The sequence below is a fragment of the Salinispora vitiensis genome (genome assembly GCF_000378825.1).
Classification (GTDB): domain Bacteria; phylum Actinomycetota; class Actinomycetes; order Mycobacteriales; family Micromonosporaceae; genus Micromonospora; species Micromonospora vitiensis.
In genome coordinates this window covers 4,816,704-4,833,578 of sequence record NZ_KB900388.1, presented here as the reverse complement: position 1 = coordinate 4,833,578, position 16,875 = coordinate 4,816,704, and the positions used below count along the sequence as shown (strand labels likewise).

The 16,875-nt window shown below is 71.1% G+C and carries 17 protein-coding genes; all 17 read right to left on the bottom strand.

Annotated elements, in window-relative coordinates; translation table 11 throughout:
• Positions 1-348: 348 nt before the first annotated feature.
• Positions 349-999, bottom strand: a complete 651-nt coding sequence (locus SALPAC2_RS0122920; protein WP_050563207.1) for a M23 family metallopeptidase — start codon at positions 997-999, stop codon at positions 349-351.
• A gap of 220 nt (positions 1,000-1,219) precedes the next feature.
• A complete protein-coding gene (locus SALPAC2_RS0122915; RefSeq protein ID WP_018218957.1) occupies positions 1,220-1,543 on the bottom strand; it encodes a DUF2469 domain-containing protein in 324 nt (107 codons plus the stop codon).
• Positions 1,540-2,352, bottom strand: a complete 813-nt coding sequence (locus tag SALPAC2_RS0122910; RefSeq protein WP_018218956.1) for a ribonuclease HII — start codon at positions 2,350-2,352, stop codon at positions 1,540-1,542. The genes SALPAC2_RS0122915 and SALPAC2_RS0122910 overlap by 4 nt, the downstream gene beginning before the upstream one ends.
• 174 nt (positions 2,353-2,526) lie before the next feature.
• Positions 2,527-3,162 (bottom strand): signal peptidase I, encoded by a 636-nt coding sequence (gene lepB, locus SALPAC2_RS0122900; RefSeq protein WP_018218954.1) that lies wholly within the window; start codon positions 3,160-3,162, stop codon positions 2,527-2,529.
• Positions 3,163-3,172: 10 nt separating this feature from the next.
• Entirely contained in the window at positions 3,173-4,045 is an 873-nt protein-coding gene (gene lepB / locus SALPAC2_RS0122895) for a signal peptidase I (protein WP_018218953.1), read from the bottom strand.
• Positions 4,046-4,223: 178 nt separating this feature from the next.
• Positions 4,224-4,580, bottom strand: a complete 357-nt coding sequence (rplS, locus tag SALPAC2_RS0122890; RefSeq protein WP_018218952.1) for a 50S ribosomal protein L19 — start codon at positions 4,578-4,580, stop codon at positions 4,224-4,226.
• A gap of 143 nt (positions 4,581-4,723) precedes the next feature.
• Complete coding sequence (gene trmD / locus SALPAC2_RS0122885; RefSeq protein ID WP_018218951.1) at positions 4,724-5,497, bottom strand: tRNA (guanosine(37)-N1)-methyltransferase TrmD; 774 nt, start codon at positions 5,495-5,497, stop codon at positions 4,724-4,726.
• A 63-nt stretch (positions 5,498-5,560) separates the two neighbouring features.
• The gene (gene rimM / locus SALPAC2_RS0122880) at positions 5,561-6,118 is read right to left on the bottom strand and encodes a ribosome maturation factor RimM (RefSeq protein ID WP_018218950.1); all 558 of its coding nucleotides are present in this window, start codon (positions 6,116-6,118) and stop codon (positions 5,561-5,563) included.
• Positions 6,118-6,378: an RNA-binding protein gene (locus tag SALPAC2_RS0122875; protein WP_026185045.1), complete on the bottom strand. Its 261-nt coding sequence runs from the start codon at positions 6,376-6,378 to the stop codon at positions 6,118-6,120. The genes rimM and SALPAC2_RS0122875 overlap by 1 nt, the downstream gene beginning before the upstream one ends.
• On the bottom strand, positions 6,353-6,817 hold the full coding sequence (gene rpsP / locus SALPAC2_RS0122870) for a 30S ribosomal protein S16 (RefSeq protein ID WP_011905207.1): 465 nt from the start codon (positions 6,815-6,817) through the stop codon (positions 6,353-6,355). Before rpsP ends, SALPAC2_RS0122875 begins: the two co-directional genes overlap by 26 nt.
• A 321-nt stretch (positions 6,818-7,138) precedes the next feature.
• On the bottom strand, positions 7,139-7,786 hold the full coding sequence (locus SALPAC2_RS0122865; protein ID WP_026185044.1) for a DUF402 domain-containing protein: 648 nt from the start codon (positions 7,784-7,786) through the stop codon (positions 7,139-7,141).
• A 236-nt stretch (positions 7,787-8,022) separates the two neighbouring features.
• The gene (gene proS / locus SALPAC2_RS0122860; RefSeq protein ID WP_018218947.1) at positions 8,023-9,429 is read right to left on the bottom strand and encodes a proline--tRNA ligase; all 1,407 of its coding nucleotides are present in this window, start codon (positions 9,427-9,429) and stop codon (positions 8,023-8,025) included.
• A 203-nt stretch (positions 9,430-9,632) separates the two neighbouring features.
• Positions 9,633-10,712, bottom strand: coding sequence for an amidohydrolase family protein (locus SALPAC2_RS0122855; protein WP_018218946.1), 1,080 nt, complete (start codon positions 10,710-10,712; stop codon positions 9,633-9,635).
• Positions 10,713-10,893: 181 nt separating this feature from the next.
• Complete coding sequence (gene ffh, locus SALPAC2_RS0122845; protein WP_018218944.1) at positions 10,894-12,438, bottom strand: signal recognition particle protein; 1,545 nt, start codon at positions 12,436-12,438, stop codon at positions 10,894-10,896.
• A gap of 156 nt (positions 12,439-12,594) precedes the next feature.
• Positions 12,595-14,889 (bottom strand): [protein-PII] uridylyltransferase, encoded by a 2,295-nt coding sequence (locus SALPAC2_RS0122840; RefSeq protein ID WP_018218943.1) that lies wholly within the window; start codon positions 14,887-14,889, stop codon positions 12,595-12,597.
• A gap of 27 nt (positions 14,890-14,916) precedes the next feature.
• Positions 14,917-15,255 (bottom strand): P-II family nitrogen regulator, encoded by a 339-nt coding sequence (locus tag SALPAC2_RS0122835; protein ID WP_018218942.1) that lies wholly within the window; start codon positions 15,253-15,255, stop codon positions 14,917-14,919.
• Positions 15,256-15,315: 60 nt separating this feature from the next.
• Entirely contained in the window at positions 15,316-16,689 is a 1,374-nt protein-coding gene (locus SALPAC2_RS0122830; protein ID WP_018218941.1) for an ammonium transporter, read from the bottom strand.
• Positions 16,690-16,875 lie beyond the last annotated feature (186 nt).

Sequence of the window (16,875 nt, the reverse complement as noted above, 5' to 3'; positions counted from 1 at the left end):
TTTTCGTCGGACGTACCATTTTCCACATCAGCATCACTTCCTGGGTGTAGAGATTTCGCGCTCGGACCTTGCTCCATCCGGCGCGAAGGATTCGAAGGTTCGCCGGCACCAAGCGATACCGTTAGTGCACACCGCACGAGAACGGGCCGGATAGGCAGCTGTGCGAGGTTTACCCACGAGCGCCGTCAGAGGTCACAGTATCCGAGCTTTTGGCGATATCGTGGGTTTCTCTCGGGTTTGCCCGGATCAGGCAAGCGTTCGGGGGGCACCGCCGAGGTTCCCGTCCGCCGTGACCGACCAGCACGGCATCGATGCATGTTGGCCTGCTTCGGAGGGCTGGGACACCCACTACCGAGGCGCGCCCTCGAGTGGCAGCAGCCGCATCGGCCCCCGACCGAGCAGCGCCAACGGGTCCAGGTAGGTGTCGCCGCGACGCAGACCCCAGTGCAGGCACGCCGCAGCAGCACAGCCCGGGTGGCCGGCCTGCAGCCGGCCGATCGCCACTCCGGCCAGGACCGGTGTGCCCACCTCGACATCGGAGTGCACCGGCTCATAGGTGGTCCGTAGGCCGGCGGCGTGCGTCACGGTGAGCACCGGGCGGCCAGCCACGGCACCGGCGAAGGTGACCACACCATCGCCCGCCGCCAACACTGGCGTGCCCGGGGCGGCTGCCAGGTCAACCCCGCGGTGGCCGGGCAGCCAGGGCTGCGGCGGCGGATCGAACCGTCGCACGACCGGCGGCTCCCCGGGCAACGGCCACTGGAAAGCCGGGACCGCCGTGGGCGACGAGGAGCCCGCCGCAACCGGCGTGGAACCAACCCCAAGCGCGGACCTCACCACCGGCGACGCGGGCCCCACCAACGGCGACATGGACTCCACCACCGGCGACGCGGGCCCCACCAACGGCGACCTGGACCCCACCGACGGCGGTGCGGGCACGGCGGGCATGGTGACCAGCTCGGCGCTGAGCAGGATGGCGAGGATCGGGGACGGCTCCATGGCCGCAGCCTGCCCGGACAGCCGGTCGACGGCCACCCTCACCCAGCGCACCTGTGGATAGCCACAACACTGTGGGCAAGAGCGCGGGAAGCGCTTCGATCTGCTATACCAAGGCCGGCCAGGGGATCAGGGTGACGTGCGGTCGGGACGTCAGGGGTGCGGTCAGGGCCGCAGGAGCTGGGCCCGCTGGGGAAACGGGAGGATCAGCGAGGTCCGGAGGTCAGTTGCCGAACCCTGAGTCGGCCGGCAGCGAGATATCCGGCTTCTCCAGCTCTTCCACATTGACGTCTTTAAACGTCATTACCCGGACGTTCTTGACGAACCGGGCAGGACGATACATGTCCCACACCCAGGCGTCATGCATCTCGACCTCGAAGTAGACCTCACCGTCCGAGTTACGCACGTGCAGGTCGACCTGGTTCGCCAGATAGAACCGACGCTCGGTCTCCACGACGTAGGAGAACTGGCGGACGATGTCGCGGTACTCCCGGTAGAGCTGCAGCTCCATCTCCGTCTCGTACTTTTCGAGATCTTCCGCGCTCATCCCATCCCGCCTTCCATGGCCACATCATTCCCCACCGACGCCGCAGCCCAGGGCCGGTCGCCCAACGCCACGCCGACGGTACCCTCTACCACCCCAGCGCGTTCCATCGCCTCGTCGGCCGCGGCGACCAGCGGTCGACGAGCCCGAGGCGGGGCCCCGTGCCGGCCGGAGACGGTCGCGACATTGACGTACGAAAACCGGTGTTCCGGGCATGGCCCGCGTTCCCGCAGCGCAGCCGAGTGCTCGGCGGTGATGTAACCCTTGTGCTCCGCGAACCCGTACCCGGGGAACTCCAGGTCCAGCTCCACCATGATCCGATCTCGGGTGACCTTGGCCAGCACGCTGGCTGCCGCGACGCAGGCCGCCACCCGGTCACCCTTCCAGACCGCCAACCCGGGCACGTCCAGCCCGTCCACCCCGAAGCCGTCGGTCAGCACGTACTCCGGCCGGGTGACCAGCGACGCCAGCGCACGACGCATCGCCGCCAGGTTGCACACGTGCAGTCCGCGCAGGTCCACCTCCGCCGCCGGGATCACCACCACCGCGTACGCCGACGCCCGAGCGACGACCTCCGCGTACACCCGTTCCCGGCTGGCCGGGGTGAGCAGCTTGGAGTCGGCGAGTCCGTCGATCTCCCCGCGCCGCCCCGGTGGCAGGATGGCGGCGGCGGCCACCAGAGGGCCGGCGCAGGCGCCCCGACCGGCCTCGTCGGCGCCGGCCACCTGCTGAAATCCGCGTCGTTGCAGGGCACGCTCCAGCGCGTAGAGCCCGCCGTCGCGGCGGACCACGGTACGCGGCGGCGTCAGCACGGCCCACCCCTGTCCGCGCTCATCCAGGGCTCGACGAGCAGCCGACGGCCGGGCACGGCGACGAGCAGCACCCGGGTGCGGCGACGGAGGGCGTGGGCGACGGTCACCTTCCCAGCCTGCCAGACGCCTTCGCCATCGCCTACCGGGCCTACCTGGCCCACCTGGCCCACCGGCTCACGTTCCGGGCCGGGGAATGGGGCCGTACTGCTCGGGCACACTCAGCCAGCGGGCCCGGTCCAGCGGCCAGAAGATCGTGAAGGCACGGCCGACGAGACGATCCTCCGGGACGGTCGCCTGGTGGACGTTCTCCCCCGACTGCTGCCAGTGCTGCAACGAGTCTCCCGAGGCCGACCGGTGATCGCCCATCACCCACAGCCGCCCCCGCGGGACGGTGATATCAAAGTCCTGGTCGGCGGGCTGGTCCCGCTCGCCGCCGACGGAGTAGAGGTACGGCTCGTCCAGGGCGACCCCGTTGATCGTGATCCGCCCCTGTTCGTCGCAGCAGACCACGTGGTCGCCGCCGGTGCCGATGACCCGCTTGATGAAGTCCTCCTCGTCTGAGCTCCACGAGGTCGGCGCCTTGAAGACGACCACCTCGCCGCGTTTCGGCGAACGGAAGTCGTACACCAGCTTGTTGACCAGCACCCGATCATCGATCTGGAGGGTGTTCTCCATCGACGGCGACGGGATGAAGAAGGTCTGCAGCACAAAGGCACGTACCAGCACCGCGACCAGAATCGCCACGCCCAGGAGAATCGGCAGCTCCTTCCAGAAGGAGTTGCGGGACTTGTCGGTCTGCTCGTCAATCACGGAATGGAGCCTACGTTGCCGAGCTGGGCGGCACCGGACGGAACGCGCGAGAACTGAGCCACGCGGCCGGGAGCGGAAGGAGCAGCAACGCGCCACCGTCAGGGCTCGGCCTAACCGGCGGCGGCGCACTGGTCGGGGAACCCGCCGGCACCGGAACGTTCTCGAAGACCTCCGGAGTGGAGAGTGCAGCCCACCGCGACGACGGCCACACCACGCCGACCGCCCGTCCGACCACATTGTCAATCGGCACCGGACCCTGACACCGGGCGTCCTGGGAGACCAGCCGGTTGTCACCCAGCACGAAGAGCTGCCCGGGTGGGACGATCACCTCGTCGAAGCGACGCGCACGGCACTCCCCCGGGTTCGGTGGGAGGTCCAGCGGCGAGTCGCGCCACACGTACGGCTCGTTGATGGCGATGCCGTTGACGAGCACTCGCCCCTGCTCGTCGCAGCAGCTCACCCGGTCGCCCGGCAGCCCGATCACCCGCTTGATGAAGTCCTGCTCGCCGGGGCCGCCGGCCCCCACCAGGTCAGCGAAGGTGGTGGTGAGCCGGCGCAGGAATCCCGGGTCGGGTTCCTCGTCGAGTTGGTCGGCCCACCGCTCGGGGCCGTGGAAGACCACCACCTCGCCCCGCACCGGGTCCCGTACGTCGTAGACGATCTTGTTGACCAGCACCCGGTCCCCGACGAGCAGCGTCTCGGTCATCGAGCCGGATGGGATGAAGAACACCTGAAGCAGGAAGGTCCGGATCAGCACCGCGAGGCAGAAGGTGACCGTCAGCAGCAGCGGCAGCTCCTGCCAGAGCGGCAACGGGCGGCGGCGTCGCCGGGCCCGACCACGGCGTGGATCGACCGCGCCGTCCTCATCGCGCCTCTGCACCACGCCTCCCCGGTCCGCCGCAACGACACTGCCGCCCGGGGGCCTGGTCGAGGCCTCCGGGCGGCAGTGGACACCTGCCCCGCCGCTGGGCGGGGGCATCCGGCTGCGCTGGTACGTCCCGGGTGGTGCCCTCCGGTTCGTACACCATACGTGCAGCTCAGGACGGGTGGTGCAGCACGATTCAGCTCGGCTGCTTCTCCCGCTTCTCCTTGATCTTCGCCTTCTTGCCACGCAGCTCGCGGAGGTAGTAGAGCTTGGCCCTCCGGACGTCACCGCGGGTCACGACCTCAATGCGGTCGATGGCCGGGCTGTTGATCGGGTAGGTGCGCTCGACCCCCACCCCAAAGCTGATCTTGCGAACCAGGAAGGTCTCCCGCAGACCGTCACCCTGACGACGGATGACGACGCCCTGGAAGATCTGGACCCGGGACCGGTTTCCCTCGACGACCCGTGCGTGCACCTTGACGGTGTCACCGGCGCGGAAATCGGGAACGTCGGTCCGCTTCGACTGGGCGTCAAGCGCGTCCAGGATGTTCATCGCTGCGTCCTCGCGAGGCTCACGGCGCATCGTCAGTCGATGCGCGAATGGGTGATTCTGACCCCCGGGTGGCCGCCGGCAACCGCCGGCCCCGGTCGAGGGTCCTCGCAGCCACCCGCGGCGCGGTCGACTGCGGCAACCCCTTATTTTGCCACACCCCCGGGGACGGCCGGAAACCCGGCCCGCTCCAACATCGCCCGGTCCTGCCGGTCCAGGTCCTCCGGAGCCAGCGCGGCGATCATGTCGGGCCGCCGGGCGACCGTCCGCGCCAGGGCCTCATCCCGGCGCCAACGCGCAATCTTCCCGTGGTCCCCCGAGCGAAGCACCGCCGGCACTTCCTGGCCCCGCCAGGCGGCCGGCTTGGTGTACATCGGCGCCTCCAGCAGCCCGTGGGCGTGCGACTCGTCCTCCAGCGAGCCAACGTTGCCGAGCACTCCGGGTAGCAGCCGGGTCACCGCCTCCAGGATCACCAGCACCGCCACCTCGCCGCCGAAGAGCACGTAGTCGCCGAGGGAGACCTCGGTGACCGGCATCCGGCTCGCGGCGTGCTCGAGCACCCGCTGGTCGATCCCCTCGTACCGACCACAGGCGAAGAGGAGGTGCGGCTCGGCGGCCAGTTCGTGGGCCAACGCCTGGGTGAACGGAACACCGGCCGGCGTGGGCACCAACAGCCGAGGCGGGTCACCTCCCGGCGGGGCGAGCGCGTCCAGCGCCTCCCCCCACGGCTCCGGCCGCATCACCATCCCCGGCCCCCCACCGTACGGGGTGTCGTCGACCGTCCGGTGCACGTCGTGGGTCCAGGTACGGAGGTCGTGCACGGCGAGCTGGAGGGTGCCACTGGCCCGGGCCCTGCCGATCAGCGACAGGTCCAGCGGACCGAAGTACTCCGGGAAGATCGACACGACGTCAACGCGCATTGCGGGGGCTCCAACAGCTGTGCGGTGCGGCAACCCGGGCCACCGGTCGACCAGGTTTCCGGGTCAGAGGTCAAGCAGACCGCTGGGCGGATCCACGACCACGCGACCGCCGGCGAGATCGACGTCGGGAACGATCGCCCGGACAAACGGAATCAACACGTCCCGGCGGCCGGGGCGGCGCAGCACCAACAGGTCCGCGGCGGGGGCGTGGTCGATCCGGGCGACCTCACCCAGCCGTTCCCCAGCCGGGGTGACCACGGCCAAGCCGACCAGCTGATGATCGTGGAACTCCTCAGGATCCGTCGGCGGGGCCACGTCAGCGAGGTCCACCCCGACCAGGGTGCCGCGGAGCGCCTCGGCGACATTGCGGTCGAGCACCCCCTCGAACGCCACCAGCAGCACCCGCCCTTGATGCCACCGCGCTGCCTCGACGGTCAGTTCACCCGGCACCCGGTACGCGCCGGGGTGGTCGGGCACGTTCGCCCTGGGCAGGTTCGCCCCGGGCTCGGTGCGCAGCACCGAGCCCGGGGCGAACCGCGTCTCAGGTTCGTCGGTCCGCACCTCCACGGTCACCTCACCGCGGATCCCGTGCGGTTTGCCGATCCTGCCGACGACGAGCATCAGTACGAGTCGACGATGTCGACGCGTACGCCGCGTCCACCGATGGAACCGATGACCTGGCGCAGCGCCTTGGCGGTCCGCCCGGACCGCCCGATCACCGTGCCGAGGTCCTCCGGGTGCACGCGGACTTCGAGCCGCTTGCCCCGCCGGGAGTCGACCAGCCGGACGCGGACATCGTCGGGGTTGTCGACGATGCCCTTGACCAGATGCTCCAGCGCCGGACGCAGTGCCATGTCAGCCCTGCTCGCCGGAGCCCGCACCGGCCTGCTCCTCGGTCTTCGGCGCCGCCTCGTCGGTCTTCGGCGCCGCCTCGGCCTTGGCAGCCTTCTTCGCCGGCTTGGTCGGAGCCTCCGCCAGACCAGCGGCGGCCTTCGCCTCAGCCTCGTAGGCCGCCTTGCGGTCGACCCGCTCGGGGGCGACCTTCAGCGGCTCGGGGGCCGGCAGGCCCTTGAACTTCTGCCAGTCGCCGGTCTTCTCCAGCAGGCGCTGCACCGCCTCGCTCGGCTGCGCGCCCACGGAGAGCCAGTACTGCACCCGGTCCGACTTGACCTCGATCACCGAAGGGTCGTGCTTCGGCTGGTAGATCCCGACGAACTCGATCGCCCGGCCGTCACGCTTGGTGCGCGAGTCGGCGATGACGATGCGGTACTGCGGGTTGCGGATCTTGCCCATCCGCAGGAGCCGGATCTTTACGGCCACAGTGTTTTCGCTCCTGTTGTTTCCACCACCCATGGACGGGCGGTGCACGGGTGAGCGCGCTCTCCGGCACAGTGGGGTTGGGCCGGAGACTGCTCGGGTGGACTGACGTGGTGCCCGGGTAGAGGGCGCCGGACCCACGTCGGATACCAGCCAGCCATTCTGCCAGATCGGACCGAGAAGCCTCACATCGGACCGCCCGACTCACCATTCGCCTATGACGAAGGGCACACTGGTTCGGTCGGATGGGCCGGCCGCGCTCCGGGAAGTCGGTTTCGGGCAGCCGGGTGGGCGCTGTCGGTTCCGGCAACCGGGTGGGCGCCGTCAGCGCGCCGGCGGCCGGTCCCACCCGGGCGGCAGGTCCAGCGGGGCCGCCCACTCGGCCGGCGGCACGAAGTCACACCAGGTGCCATCGAACGGGAACTCACCCGCCTCGGCCCGGGCGATCACCCGTTTCCCCTCGGCCCAGACCGCGTCCGGGTCGGGTACCCAGTAGTGCGCCGGGAAGTCGAGCCGCTCGGCGAACTCGTCCTCGTCCTTCCACGTCCAGCGGCGGTCCGCGTGGATCAACACGTCAAGATCCTGGTCCACCACGTCAACGCCAGCGAGCCCACCGTCGTCCCAGCGAACACCGTGCTCCTCGAGGTTGACGTACCAATGGGCGAATTGCCCTTGCTCGTCCTGGAAGAACCAGACCGAGTGCGCGGCCCCGGCGGGCAGGAACTTCAGCAGGGGTGGCCCCTGCCACCGCGCGGGTGTCAGCCGGTACGCGGAGACGATCCACTCGGCGAACGGAATCGCCCGCATCCCGACCCCGGCGTCGGTGGTCTCGCTTGCCACCTCGGAGCCCCGGGGGATCCAGAGCAGCAACCCCCGGTCGTCATCGCTGACCACACGCGCCGGACGAACCCAACCGATCCGCCCCCGCCGTACGTTGCGGTGCACCACCAACCGCCCAGGCTCGAACCTCACCTGGCCGACCCTACCGCCCGCCGATGACCGGTCGGAGCGCCGATGGCGGGGCGAGGACTCCGATGGCGGCGCGATGGCTCCCCGTGTCGGTGGGGTCGCCGGTTCGTTCCGCCTGCTGTCGAGCTGCCCCATCTGTGCGCCCGAGCCAGCTCCGGCCGGACCGGGTCGATGCGGTACCGGGCCGGTGACGTACCGACCGCCCGGGTCCGTGACGGTACCGACCGCGTGGACGCAGCTCAGTAGGCCCGGGACAGGATGGCGACCAGGTCCGGCTCGTCCTCGCTGTCCGGCACCGAGCCGTCGGCCCGGATCAGGCACCGCACGGTGACACCCTGGGCGTTCGCCTCTGCCTCGCCCTTGGTGCCGACCACCGACCACGGCACCCGGGCCCAGCCCGTCGCCGCCGCCTCGATCGCCTCGGTGAGCGTCCCCACCTCGTGGGTCCGCGCCTGCCGGCTGGCGAGCGCCTGGTCGTGCAGCGCCTGCTGGTCGGCGTCGAGCGCCGCGCGTACCACACCGACCACGTCCGCCACCGGAACCGGGGACTTCGAGCCATCCGTCCGCCGAACCACGACCGCGTTCCCCGCGGCCAAGTCGCGGGGGCCGATCTCGACGCGGATCGGGTAGCCGCGCAACTCCGCGTCGACCGCACGACGCCCGAAGGGAGTGTCGGTCCGGTCGTCGAGGGCGACCCGGACGCCGGCATCCCGCAGCGCGTCGTGCAGCCGCGTCGCGGCCTCGCCGACCCCCTCGCCATCCTTGACGACCATGACGTACGCCTGGACCGGCGCGAGCTTCGGCGGCACCCGCAGGCCGTTGTCGTCACCGTGACACATGATCAGACCACCCAGCATCCGGGTGGAGGTGCCCCACGAGGTGGTCCAGGCGTGTTCCCGTCCCCCCTCGGCCGAGGTGTAGCTGATGTCGAAGGCGCGGCCGAAGTTTTGCCCCAGCTCGTGGCTGGTGCCCAGCTGGAGCGCCTTGCCGTCACCCATCATGCCCTCGAGGGTGTAGGTGGCGGTCGCACCGGCGAACCGCTCCCGGGCGGTCTTGAGACCGACCTGCACCGGGATGGCGAGAACGTTGACCAGCAGGTCCTCGTACGCCTCGTGCAGAATCCGCCGCGCGTAGGCGCGGGCGTCCTCGCGGGTCGTGTGCGCGGTGTGCCCCTCCTGCCAGAGGAACTCGCTGGTCCGCAGGAAGATGCGGGGGCGTAGCTCCCAGCGGACCACGTTCGCCCACTGGTTAAGCAGCAACGGCAGGTCCCGGTACGAGTCGACCCACTTGGCCATGAACTCGCCGATGACGGTCTCGCTGGTCGGGCGGACCACGACCGGCTCGGCGAGCTGCTTGCCGCCACCGTGGGTGACCACCGCCAGCTCCGGCGAGAAGCCCTCGACGTGCTCGGCTTCCCGTTTGAGGTGGCCCTCGGGGATGAAGAGCGGGAAGTACGCGTTCTCCGCGCCGGCAGCCTTGATCCGGTTGTCCATCTCGGCCTGCATCCGCTCCCAGATGGCGTAGCCGGCTGGTCGGATCACCATGGTCCCGCGGACCGGGCCGTTGTCGGCCAGCTTCGCCTTGGCGATCAGGTCCTGGTACCAGCGGGGAAAGTCCTCCGCACGGGGAGTGAGCACGCGCGCCATGACCGCACATCCTATGTGCCGACGGGGCGGTCGCCGCCAGCGGGCGGTCGCTCCACCCCGGCCAACTGGCCGAGCCGGGGTGGATCAGCGCCAGACCCGGCCGCGGAGGACGACCCGGGTGGATCAGCGCCGGACCGGGGCCGCGGAGGACGACCCGGGTGGGTCAGTGCGGGACCGGGGCCGCGAAGGACGACCCGGGCGGGTCAGTGCAGGACCCGGCCGCGGAGGACGACCCGGGCGGGCGACCGGACGACGCGGAGGTCGCGCCGCGGGTCCTGCGGGTAGACGACCAGATCGGCCAGGCCCCCCTCGACCAGGCCGGGGAAGCCGAGCCACTCGCGGGCCCGCCAGGAGGCGGCGGCGAGGACGGCCTCGGCGGGCATCCCGGCCTTCTCGTGCAGCAGCAGCATCTCCTCGGCGGCCAGACCGTGCGCGATGCCACCGCCGGCATCCGTGCCGACGTAGATCGGCACGCCGGCCTGGTAGGCGGCGCGGACCACCTCGGGGAAGCGGTCTCGCAGGGCGAGCATATGGTCGGCGTAGCTGGGGAACTTCGCCCGCGCCTGGTCCGCGATGCCGCCGAAGGTACGTATGTTGATCATGGTGGGTACGAGCGCGGTGCCCTGCCGGGCCATCACGTCGATCAGGTCCAGGCTCAGGCCGGTGCCGTGTTCCACCGAGTCGACCCCGGCCCGCACCATGGTCTCCACGGCGGACTCGGAGAAGGTGTGCACCGCGGCGCGGACCCCGGCGGCGTGCGCGGCCCGAACCGCGGCGGTCATGGTCTCCGCGTCCCAGGCCGGGGCGAGGTCGCCGACGCCACGATCGATCCAGTCGCCGACCAGCTTGACCCAGCCGTTGCCGGCGTCGGCCTGCGCGGTGACGGTCGCGGCCACCTCTGCCGCGCCGACCTCCACCCCGACGCCGCGCAGGTAGCGCTTCGGTGGGGCGACGTGCCGTCCGGCCCGAGCCAGCCGCGGCAGGTCCGGGGCGTCGTCGAGCTCCGGGTACGGGTACGGGGAGCCGGCATCCCGGATGGCGAGCACCCCGGCGTCGCGGTTGACCTGGGCCAGCTCGCGGGCTTGGTCGAGCGAGGTGATCGGCGCCCCGCCCCGGGCGATGCCGAGGTGGCAGTGCGCGTCGGTCAGGCCGGGGAGCAGGAAGCCACCGTCGGCGATGGTCTCCGCGCCGGCCACCGGCTCGAAGGTCACCCGGTCACCGACCAGCCAGATATCCCGGACCTCGTCTTCGGGCAGGAGCACACCGCGCACGTGCAAAGCCATACGCTCAGTCCTACCGGATCGCCCGCCGGGGCGTGCGGGCAGCCCACCACCGACGGGACACGGCCGACGCCGGAACAACCACGGCCGAGACCGGATCAGCCACGGACGACGACGCCCGATCAGCCGCGGCCGACGCCCGATCAGCCGCGATCAGCACCGACCCGGCCCGCTTCGACCCGGGTCATCGGGGGCGCTGATCCCCCTTGCCGAGCTTGTTGAAGTCGATCTTCGGGAGCTTGAATCCCGGTGGGAGCCCCTGGCCGGCCAAGTCGTCGGGCCCCAGGCCGGGCGGCAGCTGCGGCATGCCAGCGGGGAAGCCGCCCCGCGCACCCGCGCCGGCCCGCGACCGACCGCCGCCCTTCCCGCCCTTGCGCTTGTTCTTCGGCGACTTGGTCGCCTTTCGGCCGCCACCGGGCAGGCCCATCATGCCGCCCATCTGCTTCATCATTTTCTGGGCGTCGGTGAAGCGGTTGAGTAGCTGGTTGACGTCCATCACGGTGACCCCGGAGCCGTTGGCGATGCGGGCCCGGCGCGAACCGTTAATGATCTTCGGATTGGTACGCTCGGCCGGGGTCATCGACCGGATGATGGCGGTGACCCGGTCGAAGTGCTTGTCGTCCACATCGGCGAGCTGATCCTTCATCTGCCCCATGCCGGGCATCATGGCCAGCACGTTGGCGATCGGACCCATCCGCCGAACCGCGATGAGCTGGTCGAGGAAGTCCTCCAGGGTGAACTTCTCACCGCCCATCAGCTTGGCGGTCATCTTCTCTTTCTGGTCGATGTCGAAGGCCTGTTCGGCCTGCTCGATCAGAGTGAGAACGTCCCCCATGCCGAGAATCCGGCTGGCCATCCGGTCCGGGTGGAAGACATCGAAGTCCTCCAGCTTCTCACCGGTGGAGGCGAAGAGAATCGGCTGGCCGGTGACCTCCCGGACCGACAGTGCGGCACCACCACGGGCGTCACCGTCGAGCTTGGAGAGGACCACCCCGGTGATGCCGACGCCGTCCCGGAACGCCTCCGCGGTGCGCACCGCGTCCTGGCCGACCATCGCGTCGATGACGAAGATGACCTCGTCCGGGTTGACCGCGTCCCGGATGTCGGCGGCCTGCTGCATCATCTCGGCGTCGATACCGAGGCGGCCGGCCGTGTCCACGATGACGATGTCCCGGGCAGCCCGACGGGCGTGCTCGATCGAGGCGCGAGCCACCTGCACCGGGTCGCCGACGCCGTTGCCGGGCTCCGGGGAGTAGACCTCGACGCCGGCGCGACCACCGAGCACCTGGAGCTGCCCGACGGCGTTGGGGCGCTGCAGGTCGGCGGCGACCAGCAGCGGCTGGTGGCCCTGGCCGCGCAGCCAGCTGGCCAGCTTGCCGGCGAGCGTGGTCTTGCCGGAGCCCTGTAGACCGGCCAGCATGATCACGGTCGGCGGCTGCTTGGCGAACTGAAGCCGCCGCGCCTCGCCACCGAGGACGTTGACCAACTCCTCGTTGACGATCTTGACGATCTGCTGGGCCGGGTTCAGCGCCTGGGAGACCTCGGCGCCCCGCGCCCGCTCCTTGACCCGCGCGATGAAGCCCTTGACCACCGGCAGCGCCACATCCGCCTCCAGCAACGCGAGGCGAATCTCGCGGGCGGTGGCGTCGATGTCGGCGTCGGTGAGCCGTCCCTTACCGCGGAGCTTGGTGAAGATCCCGGACAGGCGGTCACTCAAGGTGTCAAACACGCGAACATCCCGTTTGTCAGAGTCTGATGAGCACGAGCACGGCCAGACGAACTGTCCAGCCACCGCTAGGGTATCCGGCCCGGGATCCACCCGCTTCCGGCCGGCACACCCGACGCCGCCCGCGTACCCGCCGTCCGGCCGACGGCATTCGCCCCCTCATCGCGCCGCAGCCAGGACAGCGGCCGAAATCCGAGCCTGGTCCTCGACGTCCAGCCCGGCGCCGACCAGGTAAAACGCGTCTACAGCCGCAGCACCGAGGGTGGAGATCCGCGCCGCCCGTAGCTGCACTCCCACCTCGTCCAGCGCCGCACTGACCCGGTGGAGCAGACCGGCGGCGTCGGCCGCCCGCAGCTCCAACACCACCGCGTCGGTGGCCGCCTCCCGGTACCACCGCACCTGGGGCGCCGGCTCCGCACCATCGGCCGCGACGGCCCGCTCCCGCAGCCGCGGGATCACCGGCCCGTCGCCGGCTACGGCCCGGCGCAGGTCGGCGCCGAGCGCTACCGGATCCGGCGCGAGGCCGTACCGGGGTTGGACCCGGAACTCGACCAACGCCCGCCCGGACACCGTCGAGGCGTCCGCGGAGATCACATCGAGCCGGTGCCGGGCCAGGCAACCGGCCACCGTTGTGAGCAGGCCACGCCGGTGGGCCGCCGCCACCGCCACCTCGTCCCCCGTCAGCCGGACCACCGGCAGCGGGCCGGCGACCAACGCCGGATCCGGTACCGGCGGTTCGGGTAGCCGGCCGGTGTCCAGGGCGGTACGGACCCGAGCCACCAGATCGGCGACGAGCCGTTCCTTCCAGCGCGACCAGGCCGCCGGGCCGGTGGCCGCCGCGTCGGCCCGGACCAGGGCGTGCAGCAGCTCCAGAGTGCCGGTGTCGACGACCTTCGCCGCCACGCCGGCGACGGTCACCGGATCGGCGAGGTCGCGCCGGGTCGCCACCTCGGGCAGGAGCAGGTGCAGCCGGACCAGCCGCCCGATCAGCGCCACCTCGGCCGCGGGCAGGCCGACCCGGGCGGCGACCGCCTCCGCGATCGGCGCGCCGACCTGACTGTGGTCACCGGGTAGCCCCTTGCCCACGTCGTGCAGGAGGGCGCCGAGCAGCAGCAGGTCGGGCCGGTCCACCTCCCGGGTACGCCGGCTGGCCTCGTACGCGGTCTGCACCAGGTGCCGGTCGAGGGTGAACCGGTGCACCGGGTGGTGCTGTGGCAGGCTCCGGATCCGGGTCCACTCCGGCAGCCAGCCGTCCACCAGCCCGTACCGGTCGCACGTCTCCCACGCCGACACCAGCCCCGGCCCCGCGCCCAGGAGCGTGACCAGGGCGGTACGCGCCGCGGCCGGCCAGGGCGTCGGCAGCGGCGGGCAATACGCGGCCAACCACTCGCAGGTGGCCGCCGCGATCGGCAGACCGGTGGTCGCCGCCGCGGCGGCGACCCGCAGGGACAGGCTCGGCTCCGGGCGTACCCCGATCACCGCGCGGGCGAGCACCAGTTCACCGTCGTGCTCGACCACGTCCCGGGCCACCGGCCGACGGAGCGGTCGCCCGTCGGCGCCCCGGCGCCGGACGCGGAGCCGGCCGGCCGCCCGGAAGGCGTCGTCCAAGGCGTGACTGACGGTCCGGGCGTCGTTGGCGACCCGGCGCAGCAGCAGGTCCCCCTCGTCCACCGGCTCCGCCGCCGGGTCGGTCCGCGGCGCGCGCAGCCCGAGCAGGGCGGCGACCCCGTCGCGTTCCGGGGCGACCAGCCGGTCCACCCGCCGCCCGGCCCGCAGGTGCAGCGCGTCGCGGGTGTCCAGTAGCCGCAGGTGGGCGGCGCGGACCGCGGGCCGGAGCGCGGTGGTGACGCCGGCACGGGCGATCGCCCGGAGGAGCCCCGCGTCGCGAAGCCCACCGGCGGCCTCCTTGAGGTCCCCCTCGAGCAGGAAGGCCAGCTCCCCGTGGGCCGCCCACCGGGCCTCGGTCAGCTCGCGCAGCCCCGGTAGTCGGCGCACCGCGCTCCGTCGCCAGTGGTCGGCGGCCGAACGAACCAGCCGGTCGGCCAGCGCCTCGTCACCCGCGACGAGGCGGGCGTCGAGCAGGCCGAGCGCCACCCGGACATCATCCTGGGCGACCGCGAGGGCCTCGGGGACGGTTCGTACCGAGTGGTCGAGGCGCAGCCCGGCGTCCCAGACCGGATACCAGATGCCGGCGGCCAGCTCGTCCACCTCGGGTACGTCGGCGTGCAGCAGCAGCAGGTCGAGGTCCCCGTACGGGGCGCACTGACGACGGCCGAGCCCGCCCACCGCGACCAGCGCGACCCCGTCGGGCCGGGGCAGCAGCCCGGCGAGCCAGTTGTCGATGGACGCAGCCCGGGCCGCCCGCGCGGCGGCGTCGGTCCCGCCGGGAGCACCGGTGACCTCGTTGATCAGGAGGCCCGGTCCGGCCGTACGCCTCTTGCTCAACGAGGTCATCGGTACCTCCTCCCGCCGGTTGGGCGCCTACACGGCGTCGAGGCCGCGTTCACCCGTCCGGACCCGGACGACCTCCTCGACGGCGGTGACCCACACCTTGCCGTCACCGATCTTGCCGGTCCGGGCGGCGGCGACGACGGCATCGACGATCTTGGCGACATCCAGCTCGTCGGTGAGTACCTCCACCCGGATCTTGGGCAGAAACTCCACCGTGTACTCGGCACCCCGATACACCTCGGTGTGCCCCTTCTGGCGGCCGTAGCCCTGGACCTCGCTCACGGTCAGGCCAGCCACCCCGAGCGCGTGCAGGGCCTCCTTCACCGCGTCCAGCTGGTACGGCTTGATGACCGCGGTCACCAGCTTCATGTCCAACCCCTCCATTCCCGAAACGTTAACCAGCGACCTGCGCGACGGCGGGCCCGCCGCTCACCCTCGACCGCCCGCAGCCGGCGCCGACGCGACCTGCTCCGCGGCACCAGTCCCCCCGGCCGGCTTCCCACCGGCCAGGCCCGCCGCTGCGAACGCGCTGCCGCCGGCCGAACCGGCGGCGGGAGAGAGGTCGTAGCCGCTCTCGGCGTGCTCGGCGATGTCGATCCCCTCGACCTCGGCCTCCTTGCTGACCCGGAAGCCGATCGTCTTCTCTAGGACGAGGGCGAGGACGAGCGCCACCGCGAAGGAGTAGCCGGTGACGATCAACGCGCTGAGCGCCTGGACACCCAGCTGGGCCACCCCACCCCCGTAGAAGAGGCCCTCGTCGCTGACCAACGAGCTGACCGACGACGTGCCGAAGAGACCGATCCACAGACAGCCGATCCAGCCACCGACGAAGTGCACGCCGACGACGTCGAGCGAGTCGTCGAAGCCCAGCCGGTACTTCAGGCTCACCGCCAACGCACAGACCGCACCGGCGACTAGGCCGAGCAGCACCGCGGCCCACGGCGTGATGAACGCACAGGCCGGGGTGATCGCAACCAGCCCGGCGATGGCGCCGGAGGAGGCGCCGACCAGGGTGGGCCGGCCGTCCCGCGCCCGCTCCACCAGCAACCAGCCGAGTACGGCGGCGGCGGTCGCCACCTGGGTGTTGACGAAGGCCAGACCCGTGGTCAGGTCCGCGGTCAGCTCGGAGCCGGCGTTGAAGCCGAACCAGCCGAACCAGAGCAGGCCAGCGCCGAGCGCGACCATGGGGACGTTGTGCGGCTTCATTGTCTCCCGGGGCCAGCCGAGCCGCCGGCCCAGCACCAGCACCAGGGCCAGCGCGGCCGCCCCGGCGTTGATGTGCACCGCGGTGCCACCGGCGAAGTCGAGCGCACCGAGCTCCGCACCGATGAATCCGCCGCCCCACACCCAGTGGGCGACCGGGAAGTAGACCAGGCTCGCCCAGCCGACGACGAACAACAGCCAGCCGGAGAACTTGGCCCGGTCGGAGATCGCACCACTGATCAGGGCGACCGTGATGACCGCGAACATCATCTGGAACGCCATGAAGACGTAGAGCGGGATGCCGGTCTCACCCCACAGGTCGGTCTCTGCCATGAAGGTCTTGGTGCCGAGGTACTGGCCGAGGTCGCCGATGACCCCACCGCGGTCCGCGCCAAACGCGGCGGAGAAACCGTAGAACAACCAGAGAATGCTGACGAGCCCGATCGCGGAAAAGCTCATCATAATCATATTGAGGACACCCTTGGCCCGGTTCAGGCCGCCGTAGAACAGCGCCAGTCCGGGCGTCATGAGCAACACGATCGCGCTCGACACCAACAACCACGCGGTGTTGCCGGTGTCGATGGTCGGTGCTTCGGGCACGCTGGCCTCCTAAAGTGAAGTTCCCTCCCTGACGGCTTCCGCGGCAGCACTGCCCGTCCACCGGTTAGTCGGAAGCCTGCTCGCCCCCTGTTTCCTGCAACGTCACCCGTCGATTTCCAATCGATGACGACTTGTTTCGTATGTGTGAAGCAGGCCTCGACCAGCCGAACGGGGGATGCCGTGACC